The organism is Rossellomorea sp. LjRoot5 (assembly GCF_964253455.1).
In the GTDB taxonomy this organism is placed as follows: Bacteria; Bacillota; Bacilli; order Bacillales; family Bacillaceae_B; genus Rossellomorea.
On the sequence record NZ_CAXUQN020000001.1, the window covers coordinates 2,218,625 to 2,244,241 of the forward strand.

General features: G+C 43.6%; 23 protein-coding genes and 1 riboswitch. Of the genes, 12 read left to right on the forward strand and 11 right to left on the reverse strand.

Annotated elements, in window-relative coordinates; translation table 11 throughout:
• Positions 1 to 70: 70 nt before the first annotated feature.
• From ACSQ2E_RS11430 to ACSQ2E_RS11485, 12 genes are all read left to right on the forward strand, one after another.
• Complete coding sequence (locus tag ACSQ2E_RS11430) at positions 71 to 769, forward strand: phosphoadenylyl-sulfate reductase (RefSeq protein WP_435990645.1); 699 nt, start codon at positions 71 to 73, stop codon at positions 767 to 769.
• Between the two features lie 57 nt (positions 770 to 826).
• Complete coding sequence (locus ACSQ2E_RS11435; protein WP_435994505.1) at positions 827 to 1,849, forward strand: anion permease; 1,023 nt, start codon at positions 827 to 829, stop codon at positions 1,847 to 1,849.
• A gap of 44 nt (positions 1,850 to 1,893) precedes the next feature.
• Positions 1,894 to 3,039 (forward strand): sulfate adenylyltransferase, encoded by a 1,146-nt coding sequence (sat, locus tag ACSQ2E_RS11440; RefSeq protein WP_435990646.1) that lies wholly within the window; start codon positions 1,894 to 1,896, stop codon positions 3,037 to 3,039.
• 13 nt (positions 3,040 to 3,052) lie between these two features.
• Entirely contained in the window at positions 3,053 to 3,655 is a 603-nt protein-coding gene (gene cysC, locus ACSQ2E_RS11445) for an adenylyl-sulfate kinase (protein WP_435990647.1), read from the forward strand.
• Between the two features lie 12 nt (positions 3,656 to 3,667).
• A complete protein-coding gene (locus tag ACSQ2E_RS11450; RefSeq protein ID WP_435990648.1) occupies positions 3,668 to 5,278 on the forward strand; it encodes a nitrite/sulfite reductase in 1,611 nt (536 codons plus the stop codon).
• 14 nt (positions 5,279 to 5,292) lie between these two features.
• Positions 5,293 to 5,517, forward strand: a complete 225-nt coding sequence (locus ACSQ2E_RS11455; protein ID WP_435990649.1) for a DUF3906 family protein — start codon at positions 5,293 to 5,295, stop codon at positions 5,515 to 5,517.
• Positions 5,518 to 5,528: 11 nt separating this feature from the next.
• Entirely contained in the window at positions 5,529 to 6,293 is a 765-nt protein-coding gene (gene cobA, locus ACSQ2E_RS11460) for a uroporphyrinogen-III C-methyltransferase (RefSeq protein ID WP_435990650.1), read from the forward strand.
• Entirely contained in the window at positions 6,294 to 7,049 is a 756-nt protein-coding gene (locus ACSQ2E_RS11465; protein ID WP_435990651.1) for a sirohydrochlorin chelatase, read from the forward strand.
• Positions 7,030 to 7,602, forward strand: a complete 573-nt coding sequence (locus ACSQ2E_RS11470) for a precorrin-2 dehydrogenase/sirohydrochlorin ferrochelatase family protein (protein ID WP_435990652.1) — start codon at positions 7,030 to 7,032, stop codon at positions 7,600 to 7,602. The genes ACSQ2E_RS11465 and ACSQ2E_RS11470 overlap by 20 nt, the downstream gene beginning before the upstream one ends.
• 177 nt (positions 7,603 to 7,779) lie before the next feature.
• Positions 7,780 to 7,881, forward strand: a riboswitch (purine riboswitch).
• Positions 7,882 to 7,993: 112 nt separating this feature from the next.
• A complete protein-coding gene (locus ACSQ2E_RS11475) occupies positions 7,994 to 8,584 on the forward strand; it encodes a xanthine phosphoribosyltransferase (RefSeq protein ID WP_435990653.1) in 591 nt (196 codons plus the stop codon).
• Positions 8,581 to 9,885 carry a nucleobase:cation symporter-2 family protein gene (locus tag ACSQ2E_RS11480; protein ID WP_435990654.1) on the forward strand — a complete coding sequence of 435 codons (1,305 nt, stop codon included), beginning with the start codon at positions 8,581 to 8,583 and terminating at the stop codon, positions 9,883 to 9,885. The genes ACSQ2E_RS11475 and ACSQ2E_RS11480 overlap by 4 nt, the downstream gene beginning before the upstream one ends.
• Positions 9,886 to 10,050: 165 nt before the next feature.
• Positions 10,051 to 11,610 (forward strand): long-chain-fatty-acid--CoA ligase, encoded by a 1,560-nt coding sequence (locus ACSQ2E_RS11485; RefSeq protein WP_435990655.1) that lies wholly within the window; start codon positions 10,051 to 10,053, stop codon positions 11,608 to 11,610.
• A gap of 176 nt (positions 11,611 to 11,786) precedes the next feature.
• Here ACSQ2E_RS11485 and ACSQ2E_RS11490 read toward each other — a convergent pair whose 3' ends face one another.
• From ACSQ2E_RS11490 to ACSQ2E_RS11540, 11 genes are all read right to left on the reverse strand, one after another.
• Positions 11,787 to 12,323 (reverse strand): ribonuclease H-like YkuK family protein, encoded by a 537-nt coding sequence (locus ACSQ2E_RS11490; RefSeq protein WP_435990656.1) that lies wholly within the window; start codon positions 12,321 to 12,323, stop codon positions 11,787 to 11,789.
• 756 nt (positions 12,324 to 13,079) lie between these two features.
• Positions 13,080 to 13,538, reverse strand: coding sequence for a staygreen family protein (locus ACSQ2E_RS11495; protein ID WP_435990657.1), 459 nt, complete (start codon positions 13,536 to 13,538; stop codon positions 13,080 to 13,082).
• A gap of 67 nt (positions 13,539 to 13,605) precedes the next feature.
• Positions 13,606 to 14,370, reverse strand: coding sequence for a hypothetical protein (locus ACSQ2E_RS11500; protein WP_435990658.1), 765 nt, complete (start codon positions 14,368 to 14,370; stop codon positions 13,606 to 13,608).
• A 133-nt stretch (positions 14,371 to 14,503) separates the two neighbouring features.
• On the reverse strand, positions 14,504 to 15,928 hold the full coding sequence (locus ACSQ2E_RS11505) for an alanine/glycine:cation symporter family protein (protein WP_435990659.1): 1,425 nt from the start codon (positions 15,926 to 15,928) through the stop codon (positions 14,504 to 14,506).
• 260 nt (positions 15,929 to 16,188) lie between these two features.
• Positions 16,189 to 18,627 (reverse strand): DNA topoisomerase IV subunit A, encoded by a 2,439-nt coding sequence (gene parC, locus ACSQ2E_RS11510; protein WP_435990660.1) that lies wholly within the window; start codon positions 18,625 to 18,627, stop codon positions 16,189 to 16,191.
• A 3-nt stretch (positions 18,628 to 18,630) separates the two neighbouring features.
• Positions 18,631 to 20,601 carry a DNA topoisomerase IV subunit B gene (parE, locus tag ACSQ2E_RS11515; RefSeq protein ID WP_435990661.1) on the reverse strand — a complete coding sequence of 657 codons (1,971 nt, stop codon included), beginning with the start codon at positions 20,599 to 20,601 and terminating at the stop codon, positions 18,631 to 18,633.
• A gap of 289 nt (positions 20,602 to 20,890) precedes the next feature.
• Positions 20,891 to 21,298, reverse strand: coding sequence for a CoA-binding protein (locus ACSQ2E_RS11520; protein ID WP_435990662.1), 408 nt, complete (start codon positions 21,296 to 21,298; stop codon positions 20,891 to 20,893).
• A gap of 203 nt (positions 21,299 to 21,501) precedes the next feature.
• Positions 21,502 to 22,401: a glycine betaine ABC transporter substrate-binding protein gene (locus ACSQ2E_RS11525; RefSeq protein WP_435990663.1), complete on the reverse strand. Its 900-nt coding sequence runs from the start codon at positions 22,399 to 22,401 to the stop codon at positions 21,502 to 21,504.
• A 24-nt stretch (positions 22,402 to 22,425) separates the two neighbouring features.
• Positions 22,426 to 23,082: an ABC transporter permease gene (locus ACSQ2E_RS11530; RefSeq protein WP_435990664.1), complete on the reverse strand. Its 657-nt coding sequence runs from the start codon at positions 23,080 to 23,082 to the stop codon at positions 22,426 to 22,428.
• Complete coding sequence (locus tag ACSQ2E_RS11535; protein WP_435990665.1) at positions 23,079 to 24,062, reverse strand: ABC transporter ATP-binding protein; 984 nt, start codon at positions 24,060 to 24,062, stop codon at positions 23,079 to 23,081. Before ACSQ2E_RS11535 ends, ACSQ2E_RS11530 begins: the two co-directional genes overlap by 4 nt.
• A 173-nt stretch (positions 24,063 to 24,235) precedes the next feature.
• Positions 24,236 to 25,516, reverse strand: a complete 1,281-nt coding sequence (locus ACSQ2E_RS11540) for a purine/pyrimidine permease (protein WP_435990666.1) — start codon at positions 25,514 to 25,516, stop codon at positions 24,236 to 24,238.
• Positions 25,517 to 25,617: the final 101 nt, after the last annotated feature.

Sequence of the window (25,617 nt, forward strand, 5' to 3'; positions counted from 1 at the left end):
TAACAGAGATTAAGGTACTTCCTTTATCTTGTTATCGCCTCTTTTTTATTGGAAAAGAAAGGGGTGTATCATGCTAACCTATCAGACTTGGAAACAACCAGCCGTGAATTTTGAAGTCGATCCAGTCTACAAAGGAGCCTTGAATGTCTTGAAATGGACATATGAGCAGTATGGTGAAACGGTCGTTTATGCCTGCAGTTTCGGAATTGAAGGCATTGTGCTGATCGATCTCATTTCCAAAGTACACCCGCAGGCAGCCATCGTCTTCCTGGATACGGGTGTCCATTTTAAAGAAACCTATGAAACCATTGAAAAGGTGAAGGAAGCCTATCCGGGTCTGACCATTCATATGAAAATGCCAGAACTGACACTGAAGGAGCAGGCAGAAGCATATGGGGATAGGCTTTGGGAGAAAAATCCAAATCAATGCTGTCAAATTCGAAAGCTTGACCCTTTAAAGGAATCCTTATCCAAAGGGAATGCGTGGATATCTGGGTTAAGAAGGGAGCAATCGCCTACAAGGAGTCACAATGAGTTCATTAATAAGGATGATAAATTTCAGTCGGTTAAGATTTGTCCATTGATCCACTGGACCTGGAAAGAAATATGGCGGTATGTCCATAAGCATAATCTTACTTATAATCCCCTTCACGACCAGGGATATCCGAGTATAGGCTGTTTTCACTGCACGACACCAGCCATTGATATCAATGATCTCCGCTCCGGAAGATGGAAAGGAAAAGGGAAAACGGAATGCGGCCTTCATTAAAGCTGGTGACGATCTTTGTTTGAGCTGACGGCCCTTCTTATTAGCCTGTTTTTCGCCATGAACATCGGTGCCAGTGGAGCGGCGGCATCTATGGGGGTTGCCTATGGTGCGGGAGCGATAAACAACATCAGGGCAGCATTATGGATTTGTGCAGCAGGTGTCCTCTGTGGAGCGGTACTCGGTGGTGGAGAAGTAGTTAAAACGATCAGTTCCGGAATCATACCCCCACATCTATTGTCAATCAAAATCGTCATCATCATTTTGTTGTCTGCGACGATTACATTATTTTTGGCCAATGTAATCGGGATCCCCCTATCAACGAGTGAAGTAACGGTAGGAGCGGTAGTAGGAGTCGGGGTGGCCTATCAGGTTCTTTACGTGAAGTCACTGGTCACCATCATGTCATTCTGGGTCATTGTCCCGGTGATTGCCTTCTGTGTTACGTGGGTTTTCGGCTTGGGATTAGTACGATTGGAAAAGCGGGGATACCACTTTGAGAAAAGGTGGCTGGCATATCTGTTGATCATCGCCGGGTTCTTTGAAGCTTTCTCGGCGGGGATGAATAACGTAGCAAACGCTGTCGGCCCATTGGTCGGTGCAGGCTTGCTCACACCTTTACGGGGGATTTGGCTGGGGGGTTTATTTGTAGCGCTGGGTGCCGTGTTACTAGGGAAAAGAGTCGTTGAAACAAACGGGAAGAAAATAACCCAGTATTCCAAAGCAGAAGGAATTCTCATCTCCTCCACTGGAGCCCTGCTTGTGATGGTAAGCTCCCTGTATGGGTTGCCAATCCCTCTCACACAGGTTACATCTTCTTCCATCATCGGACTCGGGTTGTCAAAAAACGGGAAGCACATGCTGCAAAAAAAAATAGTCAAAAAAATCGTTAAAATCTGGGTCGTTTCACCCCTTATTTCACTCAGTATTTCATACTTTTTGGTAAAACTCTTGATCGACAGCGATCTGTATTCGATTGTCGTCCCTATAAGTGTCATCATTTCGACAGTGGGAGCCTTGTCCCTTATGCGGGTCATTAATGAAGAAAGAAGGTCTGTCCACGAGGATGGAGGAGGAATATAATTTTAATTCCGATTAAAACTATATGTTAAGGAGGATTTTATTAAATGAGTTTACTGCCACACGGAGGAAAATTGGTTCAATCACATCTACCACAAACAGGATATGAAAATATTCAACAAGAAATCCAATTGGATGATATCGCTTTAAGTGATTTGGAGCTCATTGCCATAGGAGCATATAGTCCAATAGATGGATTTTTGTCAGAGAAGGATTATCAGAATGTAGTTGAATCATTGCGGTTGAAGAATGGATGTGTTTGGAGCATTCCCATCACCCTGCCAGTTGAGAAAGAAAGGGCAGAATCCTTGAAAGTTGGGGTAACGGGCAGGCTCGTATACAAAGCAGAAACATATGGCCTCATTGATGTAGAGGATATATATGAACCTGATAAACAAAAAGAGGCCCTCCTCGTTTATGGAACGACCGATACGGACCATCCCGGCGTGAAAAAATTATTCCAGCGGGGAGAGGTGTATGTGGGGGGCAGGATTACCCTCCTTAAAAGAATCCCAAAAGCATTCAATGAATTTACGTTTGATCCAAGTGAAACGCGAACAAGATTCAAGAATAGAGGCTGGAAGACAATCGTTGGTTTCCAGACCAGAAACCCGGTCCATCGGGCACATGAATATATTCAGAAGACGGCACTTGAAACGGTAGATGCCCTCTTTTTGAATCCATTGGTCGGTGAAACGAAAGCAGATGATATTTCAGCTGAAATCCGAATGAAAAGCTATGATGTTTTATTAAAGAACTATTACCCTAAAGACCGAGTATTTCTGGGGGTCTTTCCCGCAGCCATGAGATATGCGGGGCCAAGGGAAGCCATCTTCCATGCGTTAGTACGAAAAAACTATGGCTGTACTCATTTCATCGTCGGCCGTGATCATGCAGGCGTTGGTGATTATTACGGGACCTATGATGCCCAGAAGATCTTTGATCAGTTCAGCGAAGAAGAAATAGGGATCATCCCTCTCCGCTTCGAGCATAGCTTTTATTGTAAAAGGTGCGAAGGGATGGCGACCACCAAGACCTGCCCACATGAAAAAGAACAGCATGTCATTCTTTCCGGAACAAAAGTCAGGGGGATGCTTCGTAAGGGTGAAGTCCCTCCATCCACCTTCAGTCGACCGGAAGTGATTGAAGTATTGATCAATGGTCTGAAACAAGAATCCAAACCATCGTCATGAGGAGGCGCATAGATTGAGTGAACACAATCAAAACATCGTTTGGCATGATACCTCAGTAACGAAACGGGAGAGGCGGAAGCAAAATGGTCATCAAAGTTTCATCCTCTGGTTCACGGGATTATCTGCAGCAGGTAAATCCACTTTAGCCAATGCAGTGGCTACTTCCCTTTTTCAACAGGGGAAGCAGGTGTATGTCCTTGATGGGGACAATATCCGTCACGGATTGAATAATGATCTGGGCTTCAATGAAGATGATCGCAAAGAAAATATCAGACGGATCGGAGAAGTTTCTAAACTTTTTATCGATAGCGGTCAAATCGTTCTCACTGCTTTTATTTCGCCCTACAGGGAAGACCGGGATCTCGTGCGTAAATTAGTCAGACCGGAAGAATTTCTGGAAGTGTTCGTCCAATGTTCTTTAGAGGAATGTGAAAAGCGCGATCCCAAAGGCCTGTATAAAAAAGCCCGTAATCAAGAAATCACTCAATTCACGGGAATCAGTGCACCATACGAACAACCGGAAAATCCGGAGATCATTCTCAATACAGAGAAACAATCCATAGAAGGATGTGTCGAGTCTTTACTGCTTATTTTAAAACAAAAACAACTTATTTAAGGAGAGAAAATCATGGCGTATACAAAATCATGGGAGTCAAATGAGAAACTCAATAAAACGGAAAAATGGAAGCTTGAGAAGGATGGATTGGCCATTTTCAAAGATATACCCTATTATGCCCAGAATGGTTTCTCCTCCATCCCGAAAGAAGAGTGGGATAAGTTCAAATGGGCGGGTCTTTACCTGCAAAGACCTAAGGAAGACGGATATTTCATGATGAGGGTGAATGTCCCATCAGGCATACTAAGCTATGATCAGGCGAGGGAGCTCGCTGCCATTTGTAAAGAATACGGCAGGGACGTCTATGACATCACGACCCGACAGGCCATCCAGTTCCACTGGTTGAAGATTGAACAAATCCCTGATATCTTCAAACGTCTGGAAAAAGTCGGATTGTCTTCTGCAGGGGCATGTGGGGATATTACACGTAACATCGTCGGAAACCCTCTGGCAGGTATCGACCCGGATGAACTCTTTGATACAAGAGCCGTTGTGAAAGAAGTCTATGACTTTTTCCAGCATAACGAAGACTTTTCAAATTTACCGAGAAAGTATAAAGTCGCGATCTCTGCCAATCTCAATAATGCAGCCAATGCGGAAATCAACTGTGTATCGTTCCTCCCGGCGAAAAAGGAGATAGACGGGAAAGAGGAGAACGGGTTTCACCTGAAGGTCGGGGGTGGATTGTCTTCAAGACCTCTTCTGGCACAAGAATTGGATGTATTCGTTCTCCCACATCAAGTGAAAGACGTAACGATTGCCCTTACGACCATTTTCCGTGACTTCGGTTATCGGGAGAAACGACATTTAGCCCGCTTGAAATTCCTCATGGCCGACTGGGGACCTGAGAAGTTCAAAGAAAAGCTGCTGGAATATGTGGAGCTTCCATCGGCAGGAGTCAATGCAGTACAAAGCTGGAATGCAGGATATTTCTACGGGGTCCATCCCCAGAAACAGGAAGGCCTGAATTATGTGGGACTGAATGTTCCTGTAGGCAGACTGAATTCCGATGAAGTATATGAACTCGCGAGAATATCCAAGAAATATGGAAATGGAGAACTCAGAAACTGTAACTCTCAGAATCTCATCATTCCGAATATACCCGATGAGCATGTAGATGCTTTGCTTAACGAAAAGATCTTTGACCGGATTTCGACGAGTCCGTTATCTTTCATCGGGTACTCTGTATCATGCACAGGAATCGAATATTGCAATCTTGCTTTAGTGGAGACAAAGGAGCGGATGAGACTGATTGCAAATGAATTGGACCAGGAATTGACGTTGGACGTCCCGGTCAGAATCCATATGGTCGGATGCCCGAATTCATGCGGTCAGCGACAAATTGCAGACATCGGTCTCCAGGGAATCAAAATGAGGACGAAAGATAAAATAATGATCGAAGCCTTTGAAATCTATGTTGGGGGTACCCTTCAGGATGGCGGGAAATTGAATGAAAAGCTAAAGGGGAAAGTGGAAGCTTCCAATCTGTCCGAGGTCGTCAAGCAACTCTTGATTCATTTCAAACAAACAAAGGAACAGGGAGAAACGTTCTTTGACTATATCAACCGTGTCGGTACCGCTCCCCTCCAGGAATCGCTGGATCAACTGCTGCTGGAAGCATAAGGAGGTAATGATAGATGAATTTATATCGATTTGAAGTCACTGCCCGTGATTTTGTCACGATTGTCGTAGTGGCAGCTGATACGGATGAGAAAGCTTTTGACCTGGTTGAGATCGAACTTGAGAAGTATTTCTTGAAAAAGCCGGATGTCCGGGATATCTCCCTTTATGAAAAAAAGAGAATCCGGGGAAATGGTGCAGGATTTGTCCTGCACGAACAGGAAACCATCATTACATCCTGAGGAGGGAAACAATGGGAAAGGTATATTTAGTCGGAGCGGGACCTGGAGATCCGGAACTGATCACGGTAAAAGCGCTGAAATCCATCCAAAAAGCAGACGTCATTCTTTATGACCGCCTGGTGAACAAGGAACTTCTCACACACGCGAAGAAAGGGGCAGATTTGATCTACTGTGGAAAACTGCCAAACTATCATACGATGAAACAAGATACGATCAATCATTTTCTTGTTAGATACGCGGCAAGCGGGAAAGTGGTGGTCAGATTAAAAGGGGGAGATCCCTTTGTATTCGGAAGAGGAGGTGAAGAAGCGGAAGCATGCGCGAAAAAAGGGATTCCTTTTGAAATCATTCCGGGTATCACATCAGGAATCGCGGCAGCCGCCTACGCCGGAATCCCGGTCACGCACAGGGATGCAAGTTCAAGCGTTGCCTTTGTAACAGGACATAAGCAAAACAATCAACTCGAAGATGAAAAATGGGAAAGCTTATCGAAAGGAATCGATACCCTGGCCATCTATATGGGGGTCAGCAACCTCCCTTATATAAAACAAAAGCTTATCCAATATGGCAAATGCAAAGATACACCAGTGGCCCTTATTCATTGGGGAACGACAGAAGTGCAAAAAACCGTCACAGGGACGCTGGAGACGATCATCGATATTGTTAAGAACGAGAAAATTGAAAATCCAAGCATGATCATCGTAGGTGAAGTGGTACGATATCGCGAGAAGATTCAATGGTTTGAAAAGAACATGATCATGAGCGAGGCTTTATAGATGAAACGTGCAGTATTGTATGTGTGCCATGGCAGTCGTTTGGTGAAAGCCCGTGAAGAAGCTGTTGAATTCATCAAGCGATGTCAGGAACATGTCGAGGCGGATATTCAGGAAATAAGCTTCCTTGAACTTGCCAGCCCTTCCATTGAAGAAGGATTCCGTTCCTGCGTGGACAGAGGGGCCACTCACCTGACTGTCGTACCACTCCTCCTTCTGACGGCGGTCCATGCCAAGAAGGATATTCCTGATGAAATTCACAAGTGCAGGGGGTTATACCCTCATATTAAGGTGAAATACGGACGTCCAATCGGCGTACACGATCGGATGGTCGAAAGTGTCATCAATAAGATGGAGGAGGACGCCCCACTTCATTCTTCTACAATCGCCATTTTAATCGGAAGGGGGAGTTCGGATCCAGATGTCAAGAGGGACCTCGGTGCTCTAGCTGAGCTTGTCCACAGAAAAACAGCGATTAGCGAGGTAAGAACATGCTATTTAACGGCAGCCTCACCGAGCTTTACAGAGACTCTGGAATCCTTGAAAAATACAGAGGGAAACGTCGTCTTCCTGCCTTATCTCCTATTCACCGGCTTGTTGATGAAAGGGATCGAGAAAGAAATCCGCAGAACGAATAATAAACATATCCTCCTGGCGAACTATTTAGGGTATGACCCTCTTGTGGAGCAGGCATTCCTGGACCGGGTAAATGAATCACTGTGGGTCAAAGGAGAAGCCTATGCTGCCGATCATGATTGATGTGAAGGATAAGCAAGTAATGATTATAGGTGGAGGAAAAGTGGCACGTCGTAAGCTCTCTGTATTTCTTGAGCAGGGAGCAAGAATTACAATCATCAGCCCTGAGGTGGTCGATGAGATCAGAGTATTACATGAAGAGAAGAAAATAGTATGGATCAAGAGAGAAGTGTTGCCGGATGATGTAAGTAAAGCATTCATCGTCATCGCTGCCACAAACAAACGATGGGTGAACGAAAAGGTGAAAAAGTATTCGGAGGAAAACCAGCTATTATGTGTTGTGGACGATGGGGATTGCGGAAATATGCAGATGGTCTCCTTTAAGCAAAAAGGAAAGCTGACAATCGCTGTTTCTACTGGTGGAGCAAGTCCATTCTTGGCAAAGAAGCTTACGAATCAACTGTCTCAACCGTTTGATGATTCTTTTATCGAGAAGCTTGCAATCATTTCTTCTAAGAGAAAAGAAGTCAAAGCATCGGATTTATCTGAGAGGGAGAAAAGAAAGCTGTTAGAAGAAATTTCTTATAAGCTTGATGATTATAGTTCTGACTATTGAAGATATGACTTTTTATCTATTTTATCAATGAGATATTTTCTGGTCCTATTTACCTTTGTAATGGGTGATAATTAGATAATGTTTCTTATTTCACGAACATTTAGCTTTGAATTTGTATAAATGTTAGGAAGTGAGTCTTTACAAAAGGCTGAGTTGCCGGTATACTAACCAATATCAAATTCATATTTATTTTTCACTCATATAATAGCGGGGATATGGCCCGCGAGTTTCTACCGGATTACCGTAAATGGTCCGACTATGGGTGAGCAATGAATGGTGCGTCTTTATGGACGTTCTTTGCCTAACCCAAAGGTCATTGTCTCACTCTGATGTGAGCACAATATCCTTTGGGTTTTTTAGTATCTACTACAGGTAAAGGAGCGGTTCATTCATGAATTTATTAAAACAGAAGATCAAAGCGGAGGGTGTCGTCCTTTCAGAAACGGTATTGAAGGTCGATTCATTCCTTAATCATCAAATTGATCCGGCACTGATGATGCAAATAGGGAAAGAATTTGGACATCGTTTCAAAGGGGAAGGAATCACAAAGATACTGACCATTGAATCATCAGGGATCGCGCCAGGTGTGATGGCTGCCCTTCATATGAATGTCCCACTAGTCTTTGCACGAAAAAAGAAATCGTTGACGCTTACAGAAGGAGTGATTACATCAAAGGTGTATTCATTCACCAAGCAAGAAGGAAATACCATTTCAATCTCACGGGAGTACATACAAAAAAATGATCGAGTCTTATTGATCGATGATTTCCTGGCAAATGGGCAGGCAGCATTGGGTTTGATCGACTTAGTGAAACAAGCTGAAGCGGGTGTCGCCGGAATCGGAATTGTCATTGAAAAATCATTTCAAAATGGCGGGAAAATCGTTCGAGATACGGGCTATAGAGTAGAATCTTTAGCTGAAATCGAGTCCCTTGAAAATGGAGAAGTACAATTTAAGCAAGAGGAGGCGACTGTATCATGAAGAACCTGCCTCTTAAACTGGCTTCACTGGGTATCCAGCATGTTCTTGCCATGTATGCGGGAGCGGTCATTGTCCCCTTGATCGTCGGAGGGGCCCTTGGACTTTCGGGAGAACAGCTCACGTACCTTGTTTCCATCGATATCTTCATGTGTGGAATCGCAACCCTGCTGCAAGTGTGGAGTAATCGATTCTTCGGGATCGGACTACCCGTTGTACTTGGATGTACGTTCACAGCAGTCGGACCCATGATCGCGATTGGAGGTCAGTATGGGATTTCGGCCATCTACGGATCGATTCTCGTTTCAGGTTTATTCGTCATTGCAATCAGTAAATATTTTGGGAAGCTTGTTCGCTTCTTCCCGCCTGTCGTGACGGGTTCTGTCGTTACGATCATTGGAATCACACTGATCCCTGTTGCCATGAACAATATGGCAGGCGGTCAGGGAAGTGCCGATTTTGGATCAATGGAAAACCTGGCTTTGGCGTTTGGAACGTTGTTATTCATATTATTCTTATATAAATTCTTTACAGGTTTTATCCGTTCAGTGTCCATTTTACTCGGACTGATGGCAGGAACGGCTGTCGCTTTCGTTCTTGGAAAAGTCGATTTCAGTGCGGTTGGTGATGCTTCGTGGTTTCATATGGCTAAACCATTGTACTTCGGGATGCCGACCTTTGAAATAACAGCCATCCTTACGATGATTCTTGTTGCCATTGTCAGCCTTGTAGAGTCAACAGGTGTCTATTTCGCCCTTGGCGATATCACTGATAAAAAGATTTCAGAAGAAGATTTAGCAAGAGGGTATCGTGCAGAAGGATTGGCCATTGTCCTCGGTGGATTATTCAACGCATTTCCGTATACGGCGTATTCCCAGAACGTCGGATTGGTTCAGCTTTCAGGTGTGAAGCGAAATAATGTGATATATGCAACTGGTGCTTTCCTTGTGATCCTTGGTTTGGTCCCGAAAATCGGTGCTCTCACCACGGTGATTCCCGCTTCCGTATTGGGAGGTGCGATGGTCGCCATGTTCGGTATGGTGGTGGCGTACGGCATTAAAATGCTGAGTCACGTGAATTTTGCTTCACAAGAGAATTTATTGATCATCGCATGTTCTGTAGGAATGGGACTTGGTGTAACGGCTGTCCCTGAATTGTTTGCTCAAATGCCAACAAGCGTCCGCATCTTGACGGATAATGGAATTGTTGCAGGCAGTTTAACCGCGATTGGGCTGAATATCTTTTTTAATGTGTTATCTAAACGTAAGTTGAATGTTATCGTGAGCGAGCAAAAAGCATCATGATATATATACAACCGTCATTTCTATTCCATTTAGAGATGACGGTTTTTTCTTGATGGTATATTTCTGAATTATCTGATAGTAAGGAGGGGAAACGGACTCCCGTCACGAACAATATGGATAGGGAATGTGGCAGAATGGAAGATCTCACTTATAAGGAGGAAAAAAATGTACGCAACCACTGGATCAATTTTTGACCAAACGGTAATGAAATTCCGTAATAAGGAGGCCATTGTAGAAGAGAAGACTGGTAAACGGTTAACCTTTGGAGAGTGGCAGGATGAAGTCCATCGTGTGGCCAATGCCCTATTGAAAGCAGGCGTGAGGAAAGGGGACCGGGTTTCTACGTATCTATTGAATACATTGGAGTTGGCCAATGTCTATTTTGCATGCGGGAAAATCGGTGCCGTGATCAATCCGATAAACTTCCGTCTCAAAGGAAAAGAAATCCACTTTATTTTAGAAGATGCAGAACCTAAGGTCGTACTGTTTGAAGAAGCTCTTTCCCAACCAATTGAAGGGATATCCAAGAACTTTCCTCAGACCCTTTTTTGGTATGTGGGCGACAAAACGCCAGAATTTGCACAAAGCTATAATCAGGTAGTGAGTCCTTGTTCCACGGCACTTGCTGATTTTTCAGTAGAAGAAACGGACATTTATGCCATCATGTACACGAGCGGGACCACCGGCAGACCAAAGGGGGTACTCCACAGACACCGAGATATGGCGGAGCAGAGCTTGATCTGTACATCGGTTATGGGGCTTACACCAAATGATATCGGACTTGTGACAGCGCCCATGTTCCATTGTGCCGAGCTTCATTGCTGTTTCCTTCCACGGGTGCAAGCGGGAGCGAAAAATATCATCGTTCATCAGTTCGAGCCTCAGACGGTATTGAATGTGATACAACGTGAGAAAGTCACCAACCTTTTTGCGGCACCTACCATGTGGAATATGCTTCTCCAGTATGGGGTGGGTGAGTATGATACTTCATCACTCCGGGTTGGTCTCTACGGGGCTGCCCCAATGGCACCCGTTCTTGTCAGGGCACTACAGGAAACGATGAATATCGACCTGATCCAGGCGTATGGTCAGACGGAGATGGGGCCAGCGGTTACGTTCCTGCTTCAGGATGAACAGTTAACGAAGGCGGGTTCCGCCGGTCGTGCCGCTTATAACCATGAAATACGAGTGGTAAGACCCAATGAGAATGGTCCTTCTGATCCTGAAGATATGTGTAAACCAGGGGAAGTCGGGGAGATCATCGTCAGGGGCTCATGCACGATGCTTGAATACTTTAAACGGAAAGAAGCGACAGATCAAGCGTTGTATAAAGGCTGGTACCACTCCAGTGACTTAGATTACATGGATGAAGATGGATATTTGTATGTGGCTGACAGGGTGGATGATATGGTGATTACAGGAGGGGAGAACGTCTATCCGCGTGAGGTAGAGGACGCCCTGCATGTTCATGAAGATGTATTGGATGTCGCCGTCCTCGGTCAACCGGATGAAACATGGGGAGAGCAGGTATTAGCAGTAGTGGTATCGAAAAATCCTTCTCTTTCATCAGGGGACCTTGATTTATTTTTGAAAGATGGTGATCTGTTGGCAGATTACAAGCGGCCACGGGAATATGTATTTGTGAATGAGCTTCCCCGTAATGCAAGTGGTAAAATTCAAAAGTTTCTGCTGAGGGAGAACTTTAAACACCAGGAAAAACAATGATAAAGTGCTGTTGAACCAAAAAAGAACACATGTTCTGGTTAGGAAAAATAAGCATATAAGGTAGAAAACAAGAGATATATGAAGAGATTTAAAGATAATGAAATTCAAAGCGCCTGGAAATACTTTTTCAGGCGCTTTGTTATGAGGGTTTGAAGAAGTGAGGGAGGATAGATGGCTCATTTTGTATAACGGTTGGCGTAGCTCGAAGCCACGAAGGCATCAGGCTTAATTTTCGGTTCTACGCCTATGGCTTCCATCCTTGAAACCATTTCCTTTACAAACTTACTCGTTTTGTTCAGCTTCCCATTTCCGATATCAATATGCCCCTCCATAGTAAACGTTGCTCCGGCATAAATGTAGGGAAGGACGATATCGATTAACTGATTTTTTCTTTCTTCAGTAAACAACGAAACAATTTCTTCGGATAATGATAACTCGTAGGAGATCCGCTCATGCAATTGCAGCATTCTTCTTGGGATTACTATTTTTCTTATACATGCCCACACACCATTTCCTTCGTTTAAGATCACAATTCCTGTTATGAAGGTCGTATGCGCTTGATGAACTTGAGAATCAGTCCCAACCATTAATCGATAGTGGCTGTTTGGATCTGATTGCATGAATGTCACAATATGTTCAAAGACCTGGTCAAATGACATCCCGATTACCTGTAGATTTTGAAATGAAAAGTGATGATCCTTATTATTTTTCATCTTGTCAATCACAGCTTTCTTAACCAATTTGTGAATGTAAGGTGTAGATTTTATCTATATTCTATGATGAGAATTTATTTAGTGTGAAATGAAATGATGGTCAATCTGTTATAGATTCGAACTTGTTAGCGTTTGTGTTCATCACACTTTGAATGATGTAAAAAGGGGAAGGAAAGCTAAAACAATTTTTTTAGAGGCTATGCGTAGCAAGAGGCTTTATTAACTAACTAATGGGGGAGTCTTGGATTTAGATATGACGGATCTGCAGATATTCTATTTTATTTTTCAAGTTTACATAATGTAAATTATAGGAACCTGAATAAAATCGTTCATTCCAGTCTCGTATCACAAGTATACTGTTTATAATGAGACAGAAGAAAAAATAAGGATGATCCATCATGATTATCTGTAATTTGTTATATGGTGATCAAATGTTTCAATCCTATCAATAGTTATCTGGCTGCTTATTCATAGCAAGTTAAGTTATAAAGAATCAATTCTTATGATCATTCAAATGCTATTATCTGACTCTTTAAGTTTCCAATCGAAATATTTGAACATTCTTGTTATTTTAGAGTTCCTTACCTAATTCCTGGATTTTGGCTATACATCTACTTTAGTTTACATAATATCGAAGTAACAATTCATATTCCCTATTTGAATTTCCTCCCAAGGTCGATCACATTTCCTGATCGTCTGGTAAATCGCACTATAAAAAAGCATAAAGAGTCCCTCGGTCCTCTCTATGCTTTAGCATTATTTAATGAGATATTGTCTTGGTGTTCCGAAATAAAGCGTTTGCTGATATTCAGGGAATATGGATTCGAAGCAGATGATAATGGGCGCATCAAGGAGCCACGGATAATACGTGTAAAAGTCTTTATCCCCGTTCACCATTGCTGCGAGCGCGAGTGGCAGCTCCTTCTTGAAGATCATGAATCGTACGTTGGAAAGCTGCTGATCGAATTCTCCCCCACTGACAAATACAGTCCCGGTCAGCGTATATTGACCCAGGTTCCGTCTCCATTCTCCCAACACTTCGTCCCTCATGGTCAAATTGATCTTTTCAAGATCATAACGGCACCCGATACTTAAATATAGTTCGCCTGTCGTATCAGAATGGGTTAACGTGTACTTCCTGTTATCAATCGGATTGAAAATGGATGCAGGCGGCATATATTGAACCGTTAACTTTTCAGGCTTAAATTCACTCATGTATAAGCCTCCTTTACAAAAATGGGCTTACAACAGAGTATGACACCTGCCTAGAAACGGTTCCCTTTCAATTTTCTCTCCACTTGATTTTAATCAACTTCCATTTACCTTCTTCATAATACCAATAAGAAGTGGCTGTACCGATCCCATCAGCATGGTAGGCACCACTGATTTGCTGATATCCCTTCAGCCCTTTTCCACGTTTCCCAAAGATTTTGACCGGTTCGAAAAAGGCATACGGTCCCACCATCAATTCCATAGGTTCATTTAGATTCCCGTCGGTATATATCCCCAGTCTTTCGTAATCCTCTTTCCGATCGCTTAAATCCACTGTATAGGATTGATTTGTATCCACAAATGTAATGGATGCCTTATATTGATCTTCAAATTGAGCTTGAATCGTAAGGGCCTCAGGCAGTCCGATATCAACGAGTTTATTATCGGCCAATGTATGGAGAGCCATATTGTATAAACCGCCGCTGCCACCCGTTGCAGATGAATACAACATATCCTTAATACCATCATGATTTAAATCGACGAATTGAATTTTCGGTTCATAGCCGCCCTCATAATCAATCCGGATGTCGCTCCCCTTGGACGTTTTGATATCCGCCCAGATTTGCTTGAGAAACAGTGCATCAGGAGAAAAAGGAATCGCCTTGAGTGTGATCGTATCTTTCTTACCATCACCGGTCACATCTTTTTTATATACTGTTACAGTCATTTCATTTACCGGTTGTTCTTTCGTCGGTTCAGCGGAATAGTTCCCGGCAATGGCATGGAGCGACATAATAAAAAAAGCACCGAATGCAAATAGTAATTCTTTTCTCATGATTCTCTCTCCTCAGTGGAAAATTATTCGTTATTATTTTCACCAGAGAAGGTAATTCTATGTAATCATTATCCATCTTTTTATTCTCTATAAAGAAAAAAGACCAGCCCATCTTCAGGCTGGTCCATTCATGCTATTGTTGTTCTCTTGTTTCAGGCTTTGCTTCCCAGCTTTCAATTCCTTTTAACCCATTAATTGAGTCAGAGTAGAAAACTGGATCTTTCCCCTGTCTTTTTTGCTCTCGATAGTCCTTTAATGCAGCAATGGCAATTTTGGCTAGTAACGTAATAGCTATCAAGTTGATAATGGCCATCAGACCCATGAATAGATCGGCTAAGCTCCATACGATATCCAGTTTCACAACTGCTCCGAATATCACCATGCCTAGAACCGCGATTCGATAGATAAATAGGGAGACCGGACTGTACTTAATGAATTCGATATTGGTTTCCCCGTAATAATAGTTTCCGATGATTGAACTGAAAGCGAACAGGAATATGGCGACAGCTACAAAGGTATCCGCCCATGCACCGACGTGGAAGCTCAATGCTGCCTGAGTCAGTTGAATTCCATCGATTCCGGTTGTATATTGATCGGATAAGATGATCATGAAGGCAGTTGCCGTACAGATGAGCAATGTATCGGTGAAAACACCAAGCGTTTGAATGAGACCTTGTTTAACCGGATGCGTGACCCCGGCAGACGCCGCTGCGTTAGGTGCACTACCCATACCCGCTTCATTCGAGAATAATCCACGCTTGATTCCCATCATGATGGCTGCACCGACACCGCCGCTTGCTACTTCCCGAATACCGAATGCATTCTCAAAGATGACGACAAACATATCTGGAAGCATGGTAATATTGGTGACTAGAATATAGAAAGCAAGAATTAGATAAAGGACGGCCATGATCGGAACAACGAGTTGAGTGACACTCGCGATCCGCTTGACTCCGCCGAAGATTACGAGTGCAGTTAACACTGCCAGAATGATACCGACTGTCATACGGTCGAATGAATAGGCTTCTTCCATAGCAAGTGAAATTGTATTGGATTGGACCGAGTTAAATACAAGACCAAAACAGAATGTGATGATGACGGCAAATAGAATCCCCATCCAACGGGCATTTAATCCTTTTTCCATGTAGTAAGCAGGACCACCCCGATAACCGTCCTTTCCGTCTTTCACTTTGTAGATTTGAGCGAGTGTACTTTCCACAAAACTGGTTGCTCCACCCAGTAAGGCGATGAGCCACATCCAGAACACAGCTCCAGGCCCTCCGCCTGCGATCGCTGTTGCCACACCGGCAAGGTTACCGGTACCGACACGTGAAGCCGTACTGATCGTGAAGGCCTGGAAAGAAGAAATCCCCCGTTTTCCTTCTGAAGAAATGGTCGTTTTATCAGTTAATAGTCTTCCCATTTCTCCTAAATAACGGAACTGTGCGAATCTTGTTCGTATTGAGAAGTATAATCCCAGTCCGATTAATGACACGATCAGAATATATGACCACATATAATCATTCAAGGTGCCTACGATACTTGTTAATAACTCCATAAATGTACCCCCAAGTTGTTTAGTTTTTTACAAATAATGTATGAACCTATGTATGTTTACCCAATCAGACACTGTTTTAATCTCTCAAAAAAATGATTTTCCTTCAATAGATAAATTCATATTGGTGAAAGAATATGAATTGTAGTACAATCAACTTCCGGTATTGTACTACAATGATGAATGAATATACATTTTCCATACTTTCGTACCTCTATAATGGAAAAGACGACCAGAAATGTTTCTGGTCGTTTTGAAAATTTCTATTCTATTCCTTCGGGTGTCCGGGATTCTGCCCAGGTATCACAGACAGAACCGCTCTCCCCTTCGTCAATCACAAATGAACCATTTGAATAGCGATCATTTGGTCTAAGGTCTGAGACATTTACCTCTTCTATTTTCCCTTTAGTTGTTAACAGTCCTACTTTATCCGTATCTTTTACTACTTCTATGCTCATCACTCGATGAGGATTGGATTTCAATTCCCGGAGCATGATGACTCCACGTTTAGCGCGTGACGTTTTTTCAAATTCAGCCAATTTCATTTTCTTCACGGCTCCACGCTGAGTAGCAAGGAAAATGAAGTTTTTCGCTGAGTCTCTTATCATCTTACCGGATACGACAAAGTCGTCTTCCTTAAGGTTTACCCCTTTCACTCCCGCCGCCCTTGGTCCGACGATGTTCACATCTTCTTCTGCGAACCATAGGCCGTAGCTTAAGTGTGTGGCAATGAAAACATCATTCGATCCATCTGTAATATGGACATCCACAAGCTCATCGTCACCTTTAAGGTTGATTCCTACAAGTGGACGGGAATAGCGTTGTGCTTTGAATTGAGGCAGCTCGGTCCTCTTAATCATACCGTTCTTTGTGACAAACAGTAAGTAGTGGGACGGATTAAATTCTTTAATCGGAATCGCTTTGAGAACCTGTTCATCCCGGTCGATTGGGACAATATTCCCTACATGCTGACCAAGATCCTTCCACCTGATATCAGGAAGCTCGTGGACAGGACAATAAATATAGTTCCCTTTGTTTGTAAATACAAGGAGGACATCTGTTGTATTCATTTCAAATTGTCCCAGGAGCCTGTCTGTTTCTTTCATGGCAAGATCCTGACCATTTGATGCAGAATATGAACGAAGGCTGGTTCGTTTCATATACCCGTCACGGGTCACAGTGACCATGACATCTTCACTGGCGATCAGGACTTCCAGGTTGATTTTGATTTCTTCGATCTTTTCCTCGATTTGAGTACGTCTCGCGTCAGCAAATTGCTTTTTGATTGCTTTTAGTTCTTTTTTGATTACACTATAAAGTTTGCTTTCACTTTCCAGTATAGCCGTAAGTTCTTCAATCGTTTTCGCCAATTCTTCCGCTTCTGCCTGTAGGGCAGTAATGTCCGTATTCGTCAAACGATAAAGCTGCAAGCTGACAATCGCTTCAGACTGTGCTTCCGTAAACTGGAACTTCTGAATTAAGTTATCCTTTGCATCACGTTTATCCTTCGAAGCACGGATGGTTGCAATCACCTGATCTAATATAGACAATGCTTTCACAAGACCTTCAACGATATGCTGACGGTCCTTTGCTTTATTTAGATCATGCCTGGTTCGGTTGGTCACCACTTCTTTTTGGTGCTGTATGTATGCATCCAGCAGTTCACGAAGTCCCATCAATTTTGGACGTCTTTTATGTATGGCAACCATATTGAAGTTATAGGTGATTTGAAGATCACTGTTTTTATAGAGATAGTTTAAGACGCCTGATGCATCCGCATCTTTCTTCAGTTCAATGACGATGCGCATCCCATCGCGATCCGTTTCATCCCGAACTTCTGCAATCCCCTCCACTTTCCGGTCCACGCGGAATTCATCCATTTTTTTGACGAGGTTTGCTTTATTGATTTCATAAGGGATTTCCGTAATGACAATCTGTTGTTTGCTGCCGCGAATGTTTTCAATATCTGCTTTCCCTCTTACGACAATCTTTCCTTTTCCGGTTTCGTAGGCTTTCCGGATGCCATCCACCCCTTGGATAATGCCTCCTGTCGGGAAGTCAGGACCATTTAAGACCGTCATGAGGTCATCGACTGTACTGTCCGGCTTGTCCATCCGCATGATCGCTGCATCAATCACTTCACCGAGGTGATGTGGAGGGATATCGGTTGCATAACCTGCCGAAATACCGGTGGAGCCGTTGACGAGTAAGTTCGGGAATCGTGACGGTAATACAGTCGGTTCACTTGATGTGTCATCGAAGTTCGGAACAAACTCCACGGTTTTTTTATCGATATCACGAAGAAGTTCCATGGATATCGCAGAAAGACGGGCTTCAGTATAACGCATGGCAGCAGGCGGATCTCCATCGACACTACCGTTGTTACCGTGCATTTCAACCAGGTAGTTGCGGACCTTCCACGTTTGACTCATACGTACCATGGCATCATACACAGATGTATCACCATGGGGATGATAATTACCAATGACATTACCGACGGTTTTTGCCGATTTCCGGAATCCTTTTTCCTGAGTGTTGCCATCCACATACATGGCGTATAGAATACGCCGTTGTACAGGTTTCAAACCATCACGTGCATCCGGTAATGCCCGCTCCTGGATGATGTATTTACTATAACGTCCAAATCGGTCACCAAGCACCTCTTCCAGAGGTAAATCCTGATATCGTTCTACAGTTGTCATCTATTACCCCTCCTCTGGCAACGTAATGTTTTCGTTTTCGAGAATGCTTCCGTCTTCTTCTAATCCAAAGGCTACATTGCTTTCAATCCATTTACGCCGCGGTTCTACTTTGTCACCCATTAGTGTGGTAACCCGGCGTTCGGCTCGTGCAGCGTCATCAATGCGTACCCGGATCAATGCGCGTGTTTCAGGATCCATCGTCGTCTCCCAAAGTTGATCGGCGTTCATCTCTCCAAGACCTTTGTAACGCTGAATCATATATCCTTTCCCCACTTTGGAGATGGCCCCTTGAAGCTCATCATCGGTCCATGCATATTCAAGTTTCTGCTTCTTTCCAGTCCCCTTGCTGACTTTGTACAGTGGTGGAAGTGCAATATACACCTTTCCCGCTTCTAACAAGGGTTTCATATATCGGTAAAAGAATGTCAGTAAGAGAACCTGGATATGGGCTCCATCCGTGTCAGCATCAGTCATGATGACAATTTTGTCATAATTGATGTCGCCCACATTGAATTCAGGACCGACTCCGCCGCCTATGGCATGAATGATCGTATTGATTTCTTCGTTTTTGAAGATGTCCTGAAGTTTGGCTTTTTCCGTATTGATGACTTTCCCCCGAAGTGGAAGAATCGCCTGGAATTTTCGGTCACGTCCTTGCTTCGCAGAACCTCCTGCTGAATCTCCTTCCACCAGATAAAGCTCGTTACGCTGAGGGTTTCTTGATTGAGCCGGTGTTAACTTACCGGATAGAACGGTTTCAGAACGCTTACGCTTCTTTCCATTACGTGCATCTTCTCTTGCTTTACGTGCGGCTTCACGGGCCTGGGCCGCTTTAATGGATTTCTTGATAAGAAGGGAACTCGTATCAGGATTTTCTTCTAAGAAATAGAGAAGATGTTCTGATACGACAGCATCAACGGCTGATCGTGCTTCGCTTGTCCCGAGTTTCCCTTTTGTTTGCCCTTCGAATTGAAGAAGATGTTCTGGTATACGTACAGAAACGATACTCGCCAGTCCTTCACGAATATCAGTCCCTTCAAGGTTTTTATCCCTGTCTTTTAGAATCCCCGCTTTACGGGCGTACTCATTAAAGACTCGGGTCATCGCCGTCTTCGCTCCGGCTTCATGTGTTCCGCCGTCTTTTGTACGTACATTATTTACGAAGGATAATATGTTTTCTGAGAATCCATCATTGAATTGAAAAGAAAATTCAACTTCAATGGTATGATGCTCTCCTTCAAAGAAGGCTACGTTATGAAGAACGTCTTTTTCTTCATTCAGATATTGAACAAATGCCTGGATACCGCTTTCGAAATGAAAGACTTCTTTCTGATCATGACGTTCATCGATGATTTCAATCTTTAACCCTTTAAGCAGGAATGCAGATTCTCTAAGACGCTCACAAATAGTTTCATAATTATAGGTGATATTACTGAAGATCTCAGGATCGGGTTTGAAATGGATACACGTTCCGGATTTTTTTGTTTTCCCAATCTTCTCCAAGGTGGTATCGGGCTTACCACCATTCGTGAAACGTTGTTCATATTTCATGCCATCCCGTTCAATTGTGACGATAAGCCATTCAGAGAGGGCGTTTACAACAGACGCCCCTACACCATGGAGTCCGCCGCTTGTTTTATAGCCGCCCTGGCCAAATTTCCCTCCAGCATGAAGTACGGTCAAGATGACCTCGGGAGTCGGCTTCCCCATTTTATGCATTCCTGTTGGCATCCCCCGGCCTTTGTCTTGAACTGAGATACTATTGTCTTTATGTATCGTAACGATAATCTCATTCCCGAAGCCTGCTAATGCTTCATCAACTGAGTTATCGACTATTTCGTATACTAAATGATGCAAACCTCTTGAATCGGTAGAGCCTATATACATACCAGGTCTCTTACGGACGGCTTCTAAGCCTTCTAATACTTGTATGGCATCATCATTGTAATCCATGGTCTTATTCTGGTTGGCCACGAACATTCCCCTTTCAAAACTTCTCTAACCGTATTAGCGTGGTTTTGTAAACTATTATCGGTTATGTCTCTATTAACTATAACACAAGAACATCTGTTCGTTTACCTGTTTTGAGCATTCTTTAAGGTAAACCACTATTGCTTATTGTAGCGTTTTATTTGATTTTCGCAAATGGAATTTCCGTGAACCTCTTAAAATATGCCCTTTTGTCCCCAGGATTATTCCAATTGTCAACGTGAGGTCTGGACGAAAAAAACAAGCGGTCAGAGCCGCTTGTTACGAGTGAGAATTATTTGGTTAAAGCATGTTCAACCTTAATACAGCGATCCATAATGACTGTATACCCACGTTCCTTTAAAAAGCGATAAGCCTCTTCGTTCATTACACCAAGTTGTGCCCAAAATACGTTTGAATCGATTTGATCAAATTCTTCCGCAATTTGAGGTAAAAATTCTGAGCGGCGAAATACATTGACGATATCAATAGGACCTTCTATCTCCTGCAGGGAGGATACAGCCTTTACCCCTAATGCCGACTCGATGGCAGGGTTTACAGGGATGATCTCATATCCCTGGTCCTGCATGGCCTTAGACACCATATAGGATGTCCGTTCAGGGTTATCACTTAACCCAATCACTGCAATGCGTTTAGATTGTTTCAGAATGTTTCCGATTTCTTGTCGTGATGGATTTTCCATGGTTGTTTCCCACTCCTTTATTGATCCTTAACGAGAAAGTCTCGAACTGTTTCTTAAGTCCTATTCTTCTTTTATACCATATTTCCCTTTAATTTTTCAAAATTTCCTAAAATTATCTAAATAAAAGGAAGTGTCAAAAGGGAAGTGAGAATGCGTTTTTGTATTCCGCTGCACCTCCCTCTCCGTTGACACTCCCGTTATAGTTACTGTTTGATCAGCCCTTTGGATATAAGGAATTCCCGTGCGACATCTTTGGGATCTTGTTTATCCATATCTACTTTTGCATTCAATTCGCTCATTTCCTCTTCCGAGATTTTGCCTGCTAATTCATTCAACACTTTCTTTACTTCAGGATGCTCTTTCAGTACTTCTTGACGGATAACCGGTGCAGCATCGTAAGGTGGGAAGAATCCTTTATCATCCTTTGTCGTCTTTAAATTGTAACGCTGGATCCGACCATCTGTTGTAAAAGCAGGAATAATGTCTACATCACCGTTCTTAACCGCTTCATACATAATGTTCGGGTCAAAGCTTTTCTTTTCTTTGAATTTGAATCCATATGCTTCACTGAAGGCATCGTATCCGTCCCCTTCCCGTTCATAGAACTGATGGGGTGCACCGAAACTCAAGTCTTTGGATAGTGGCACGATATCTGAGAAGGTTTTTGCATCAAAGTCCTGATCTTCGGTATAGGCAAGCGTATACGTATTTTCAAATCCAAGTGGCTTCAACCAGGTGACATCGAACTTCTTCTCATAACCTTTACGCACTTGTGAAAGGATTTCATCTGCTGAAGCTCCTTCTTTTGCTTGTTCTTTCAAGACCGCTTCAAGACCTGTACCTGTATATTCCACATAGACATCAATGTCGCCTTTTTCAAGAGCTGGGGTGAGGATCGATACTTCCCCTAAACCTTCCTCGACTTTTACATCAAGGTCTGTCTTTTCTTTTAAGAGTTCAGCCATCATTTGTGTAAGGATGAATTGCTCCGTCCACATCTTTCCTGACACGGTGATGGTATTTTTATCCCCGCCATTTCCGCACCCTGCGATGAGGATGGATAATACAGTGAGTATGATAAATCCTTGTAATTTCTTTTTCATTCTTACTCTCCTTTGGAATTTGCTTTATTTTCTTGCTTTCAGTCCTTTAGGTGTGGTCATTTTCTCCAGGATCTTTAATATGAAATCAAAACTTAATGCGAGTAATGCTGAAGGAATGGCACCTGCAAGGACCAGTGCATTATTCCATGTGGATAGTCCGCGGTAGATAAGATCACCAAGTCCTCCTGCTCCTACAAAGGTGGCAAGTGTGGCCACACCAACTGTCAGCACTGTAGCGGTCCGGATCCCTGCCATGATAAACGGCAGGGCCAATGGAAGCTCCACTTTAAATAATAGCTGGGAGTTGGTCATCCCCATGCCTCTTCCTGCCTCGATGACGCCTTCGTCCACTCCGATTATACCTGTGTAAGTGTTCCTTAGAATCGGAAGCAGTGCGTATACCGTCAGGGCAATGATAGCCGTAATACTGCCGGTTCCTAAAAGGGGAATAAGAAATCCGAATAGGGCCAGACTTGGTATCGTTTGGAAGACGGCTGTGATCCCGATGAAAAATTCGGCTGATTGCTTCTTCCGTGATATGTAAATGCCTAAAGGAAGGGAAATCGCAATCGCAATGAAAATCGATACAAAAGATAAATAAAGATGTTCAAATAATCCTGTTAATATGGCATCGGACCGGTTTGATATGGTTTGGACGAACAGGATGGAAAATGCATTCATACAGAACCCGCCTCCTTATTTCCTTCTGAGGCCACAGTTTTAAGAATATCACTTGATGTGACGATCCCGATCTTCCTGTCGTCTTTTGTCACCATAAGATAAGGTTTACCGGATGACAGGAGCATGCTCGCCGCCACGTGGATGGATGCATCAAATGGGATCAAGGAGTATTCCGGTTCCTCAAGCAGGTTGTGAAAATTGGTTTCATCGTCTCTCATGATGTCTGATACCTGCTTGTGCCGCCTATGAACGTTCAATCGGTTTTCACCGATGAAGGCACGGACAAATTCATTGGCTGGTTCTGATAGAAGGTCAGCAGGGGCTGCAATCTGTTCGATTTTACCATCGCGCATGACAGCAATCACATCCGCGATCTTTAACGCTTCATCAATGTCATGAGTGACAAACACAATGGTCTTATGTATCGAATTTTGGATGCTTTTCAGCTCATCCTGAAGCTGTTCCCTGCTAATCGGATCCAGGGCGCTGAATGGTTCATCCATCAGAATGATCGGTGGTTCCGCTGCAAGGGCGCGTATCACCCCGACCCGCTGCTGTTGTCCTCCGCTCAATTCGAGGGGATACCTTTTCTTGTATACGTCCGGTTCCAGTCCTACCAGATTGAGGAGCTCATCGACGCGTCCCTCATATTTTTCCTTCTTCCATCCCTTTAAACGTGGGATGAGGCTGATGTTTTCTTCAATCGTCATATGAGGGAGAAGTCCGATCCGCTGAATGACATACCCGATGTTCCGCCTGAGCTCCACTTCATCCGTTTCTGAAGTGGCTCTTCCATCAATCAGAATGGTCCCCCCTGATGGAGCGATTAGTTTATTGATCATCTTCATCGTAGTCGTTTTCCCGCATCCGCTCGGACCGATCAAGGCAACAAGCTTCCCTTTTGGGATAGTCAGGTTGATACCCTTTATGGCTTCTGTCCCATCCTCGTAGACTTTCGTGACATTTTGGAATTCAATCATTTTTACACCTGCTTTATGTACTGAGAAATTTTACTAAACATAGACGGGATACCCTCATTATACAAAAGGTAAACATGTTGTAAAAGAAAATGCCTTTGTTCCATTAGTTTATGATGAATGTGGGATGGGCATACGGTTTACTTCGTTTTTCGACAGATAAAAAGACCAGCACCCTACTGGTTGCTGGTCTTTTTGATGATATATTGTTCCGCTATGATGGCTGTTATCGTACCCAGTATCAATCCATTATTCAAAATGGAAGCAACGACGACCGGCATGTCCGTAAAGGCAGAGGCAGGAACAAACATGGCTCCGACCCCGACAATGAGTGAGAACCCCGCCACAAAGTGAATTCTTTCTACGTCTTCCTCTTTACGATATTCGGATAATGCGAGTCCGACCATCTTGATAAAGATGACCGTCGTCACTGCATACCCGACAGGTGCAGGAAGACTGGCAAATAGATTCATGATCTTTGGAATCAGGCTGACGACTATAATGATCCCGCTGCCTATGATGAAGGGGATGATGGAATACATTCCCGTCGCAGCAACAAAACCTGCTGATCCTGAAATGGGAACTGAGCCAATGGCAGAAAACACTCCCCCGAACAGCTGATTCAGTCCTGAGGCGAAGCCGCTCTTCGTATACCGTTCATATGTAGGTTGCCCCTTTGCTCTCATCACCTCTTCCATCACCCGTATGGAAGCAATCATATTGGTCGTTAACAGGAAAGTGATGAATATGGAAGTCACGATGACACCCGTATCAAATACAGGTGCTCCGAATACGAACACATGAGGTAAAGAAAACCAGCTGTCTGAAACGGAAGTACTCTCAGAAAGCCCCATGATGATGAATATGAGCCATCCAGCGAGCAGGGCAAGGATAATGGAATATTGCTGAATCCACTTAACCTTATGACTTGAAAAGTATAACGCTGCAAGGATCGTCAGAATACTTCCCAGTAGGACGAGCGGTTCCATGGATTGTCCTTCATGCTGGATTCCGAACATCCCTTTAATAAAGGATCCGCTTAATTGCAGAATTAACAGCATCAAATAAATGAACGTAATGGTCGGAGTGAACAAAGAAGATAACCTCTTTAGAAGTCCTGTGGAAGACAGAATGAAAAAAATCGCTCCACTGACAATCATCCCCCCCTGCAGTACGGTCAGGACTTCTTCGTGACTGCTATAAAGAGTTCCGGAAAACCCTGCATAAATGGCAAAAACGCCCCACCACAGTCCTGCCGGTCCTTCATTGATCGGAAGTTTATGACCAAAGAGTGCCTGGATCAGGCTCGCGAATCCCAAAACGAATATGGTCCGCTGAATGAATCCGGCTGTATCGGCTGGAGACAATTGGAACAAGTCAGCAATCGCGATGGGTGCGGCAATGGATCCCGCTACCATGAAGGCCACCCATTGAAAAGCTGATAAAAGTATTTGCATCTGTGTACACCTTCATTTCAACTATGTAAAGTGTGTTCATTTTAACATATTTCGTTCATAAGATGACGGTGGAGGTGGAAATTTAAGTTATAATATCTACT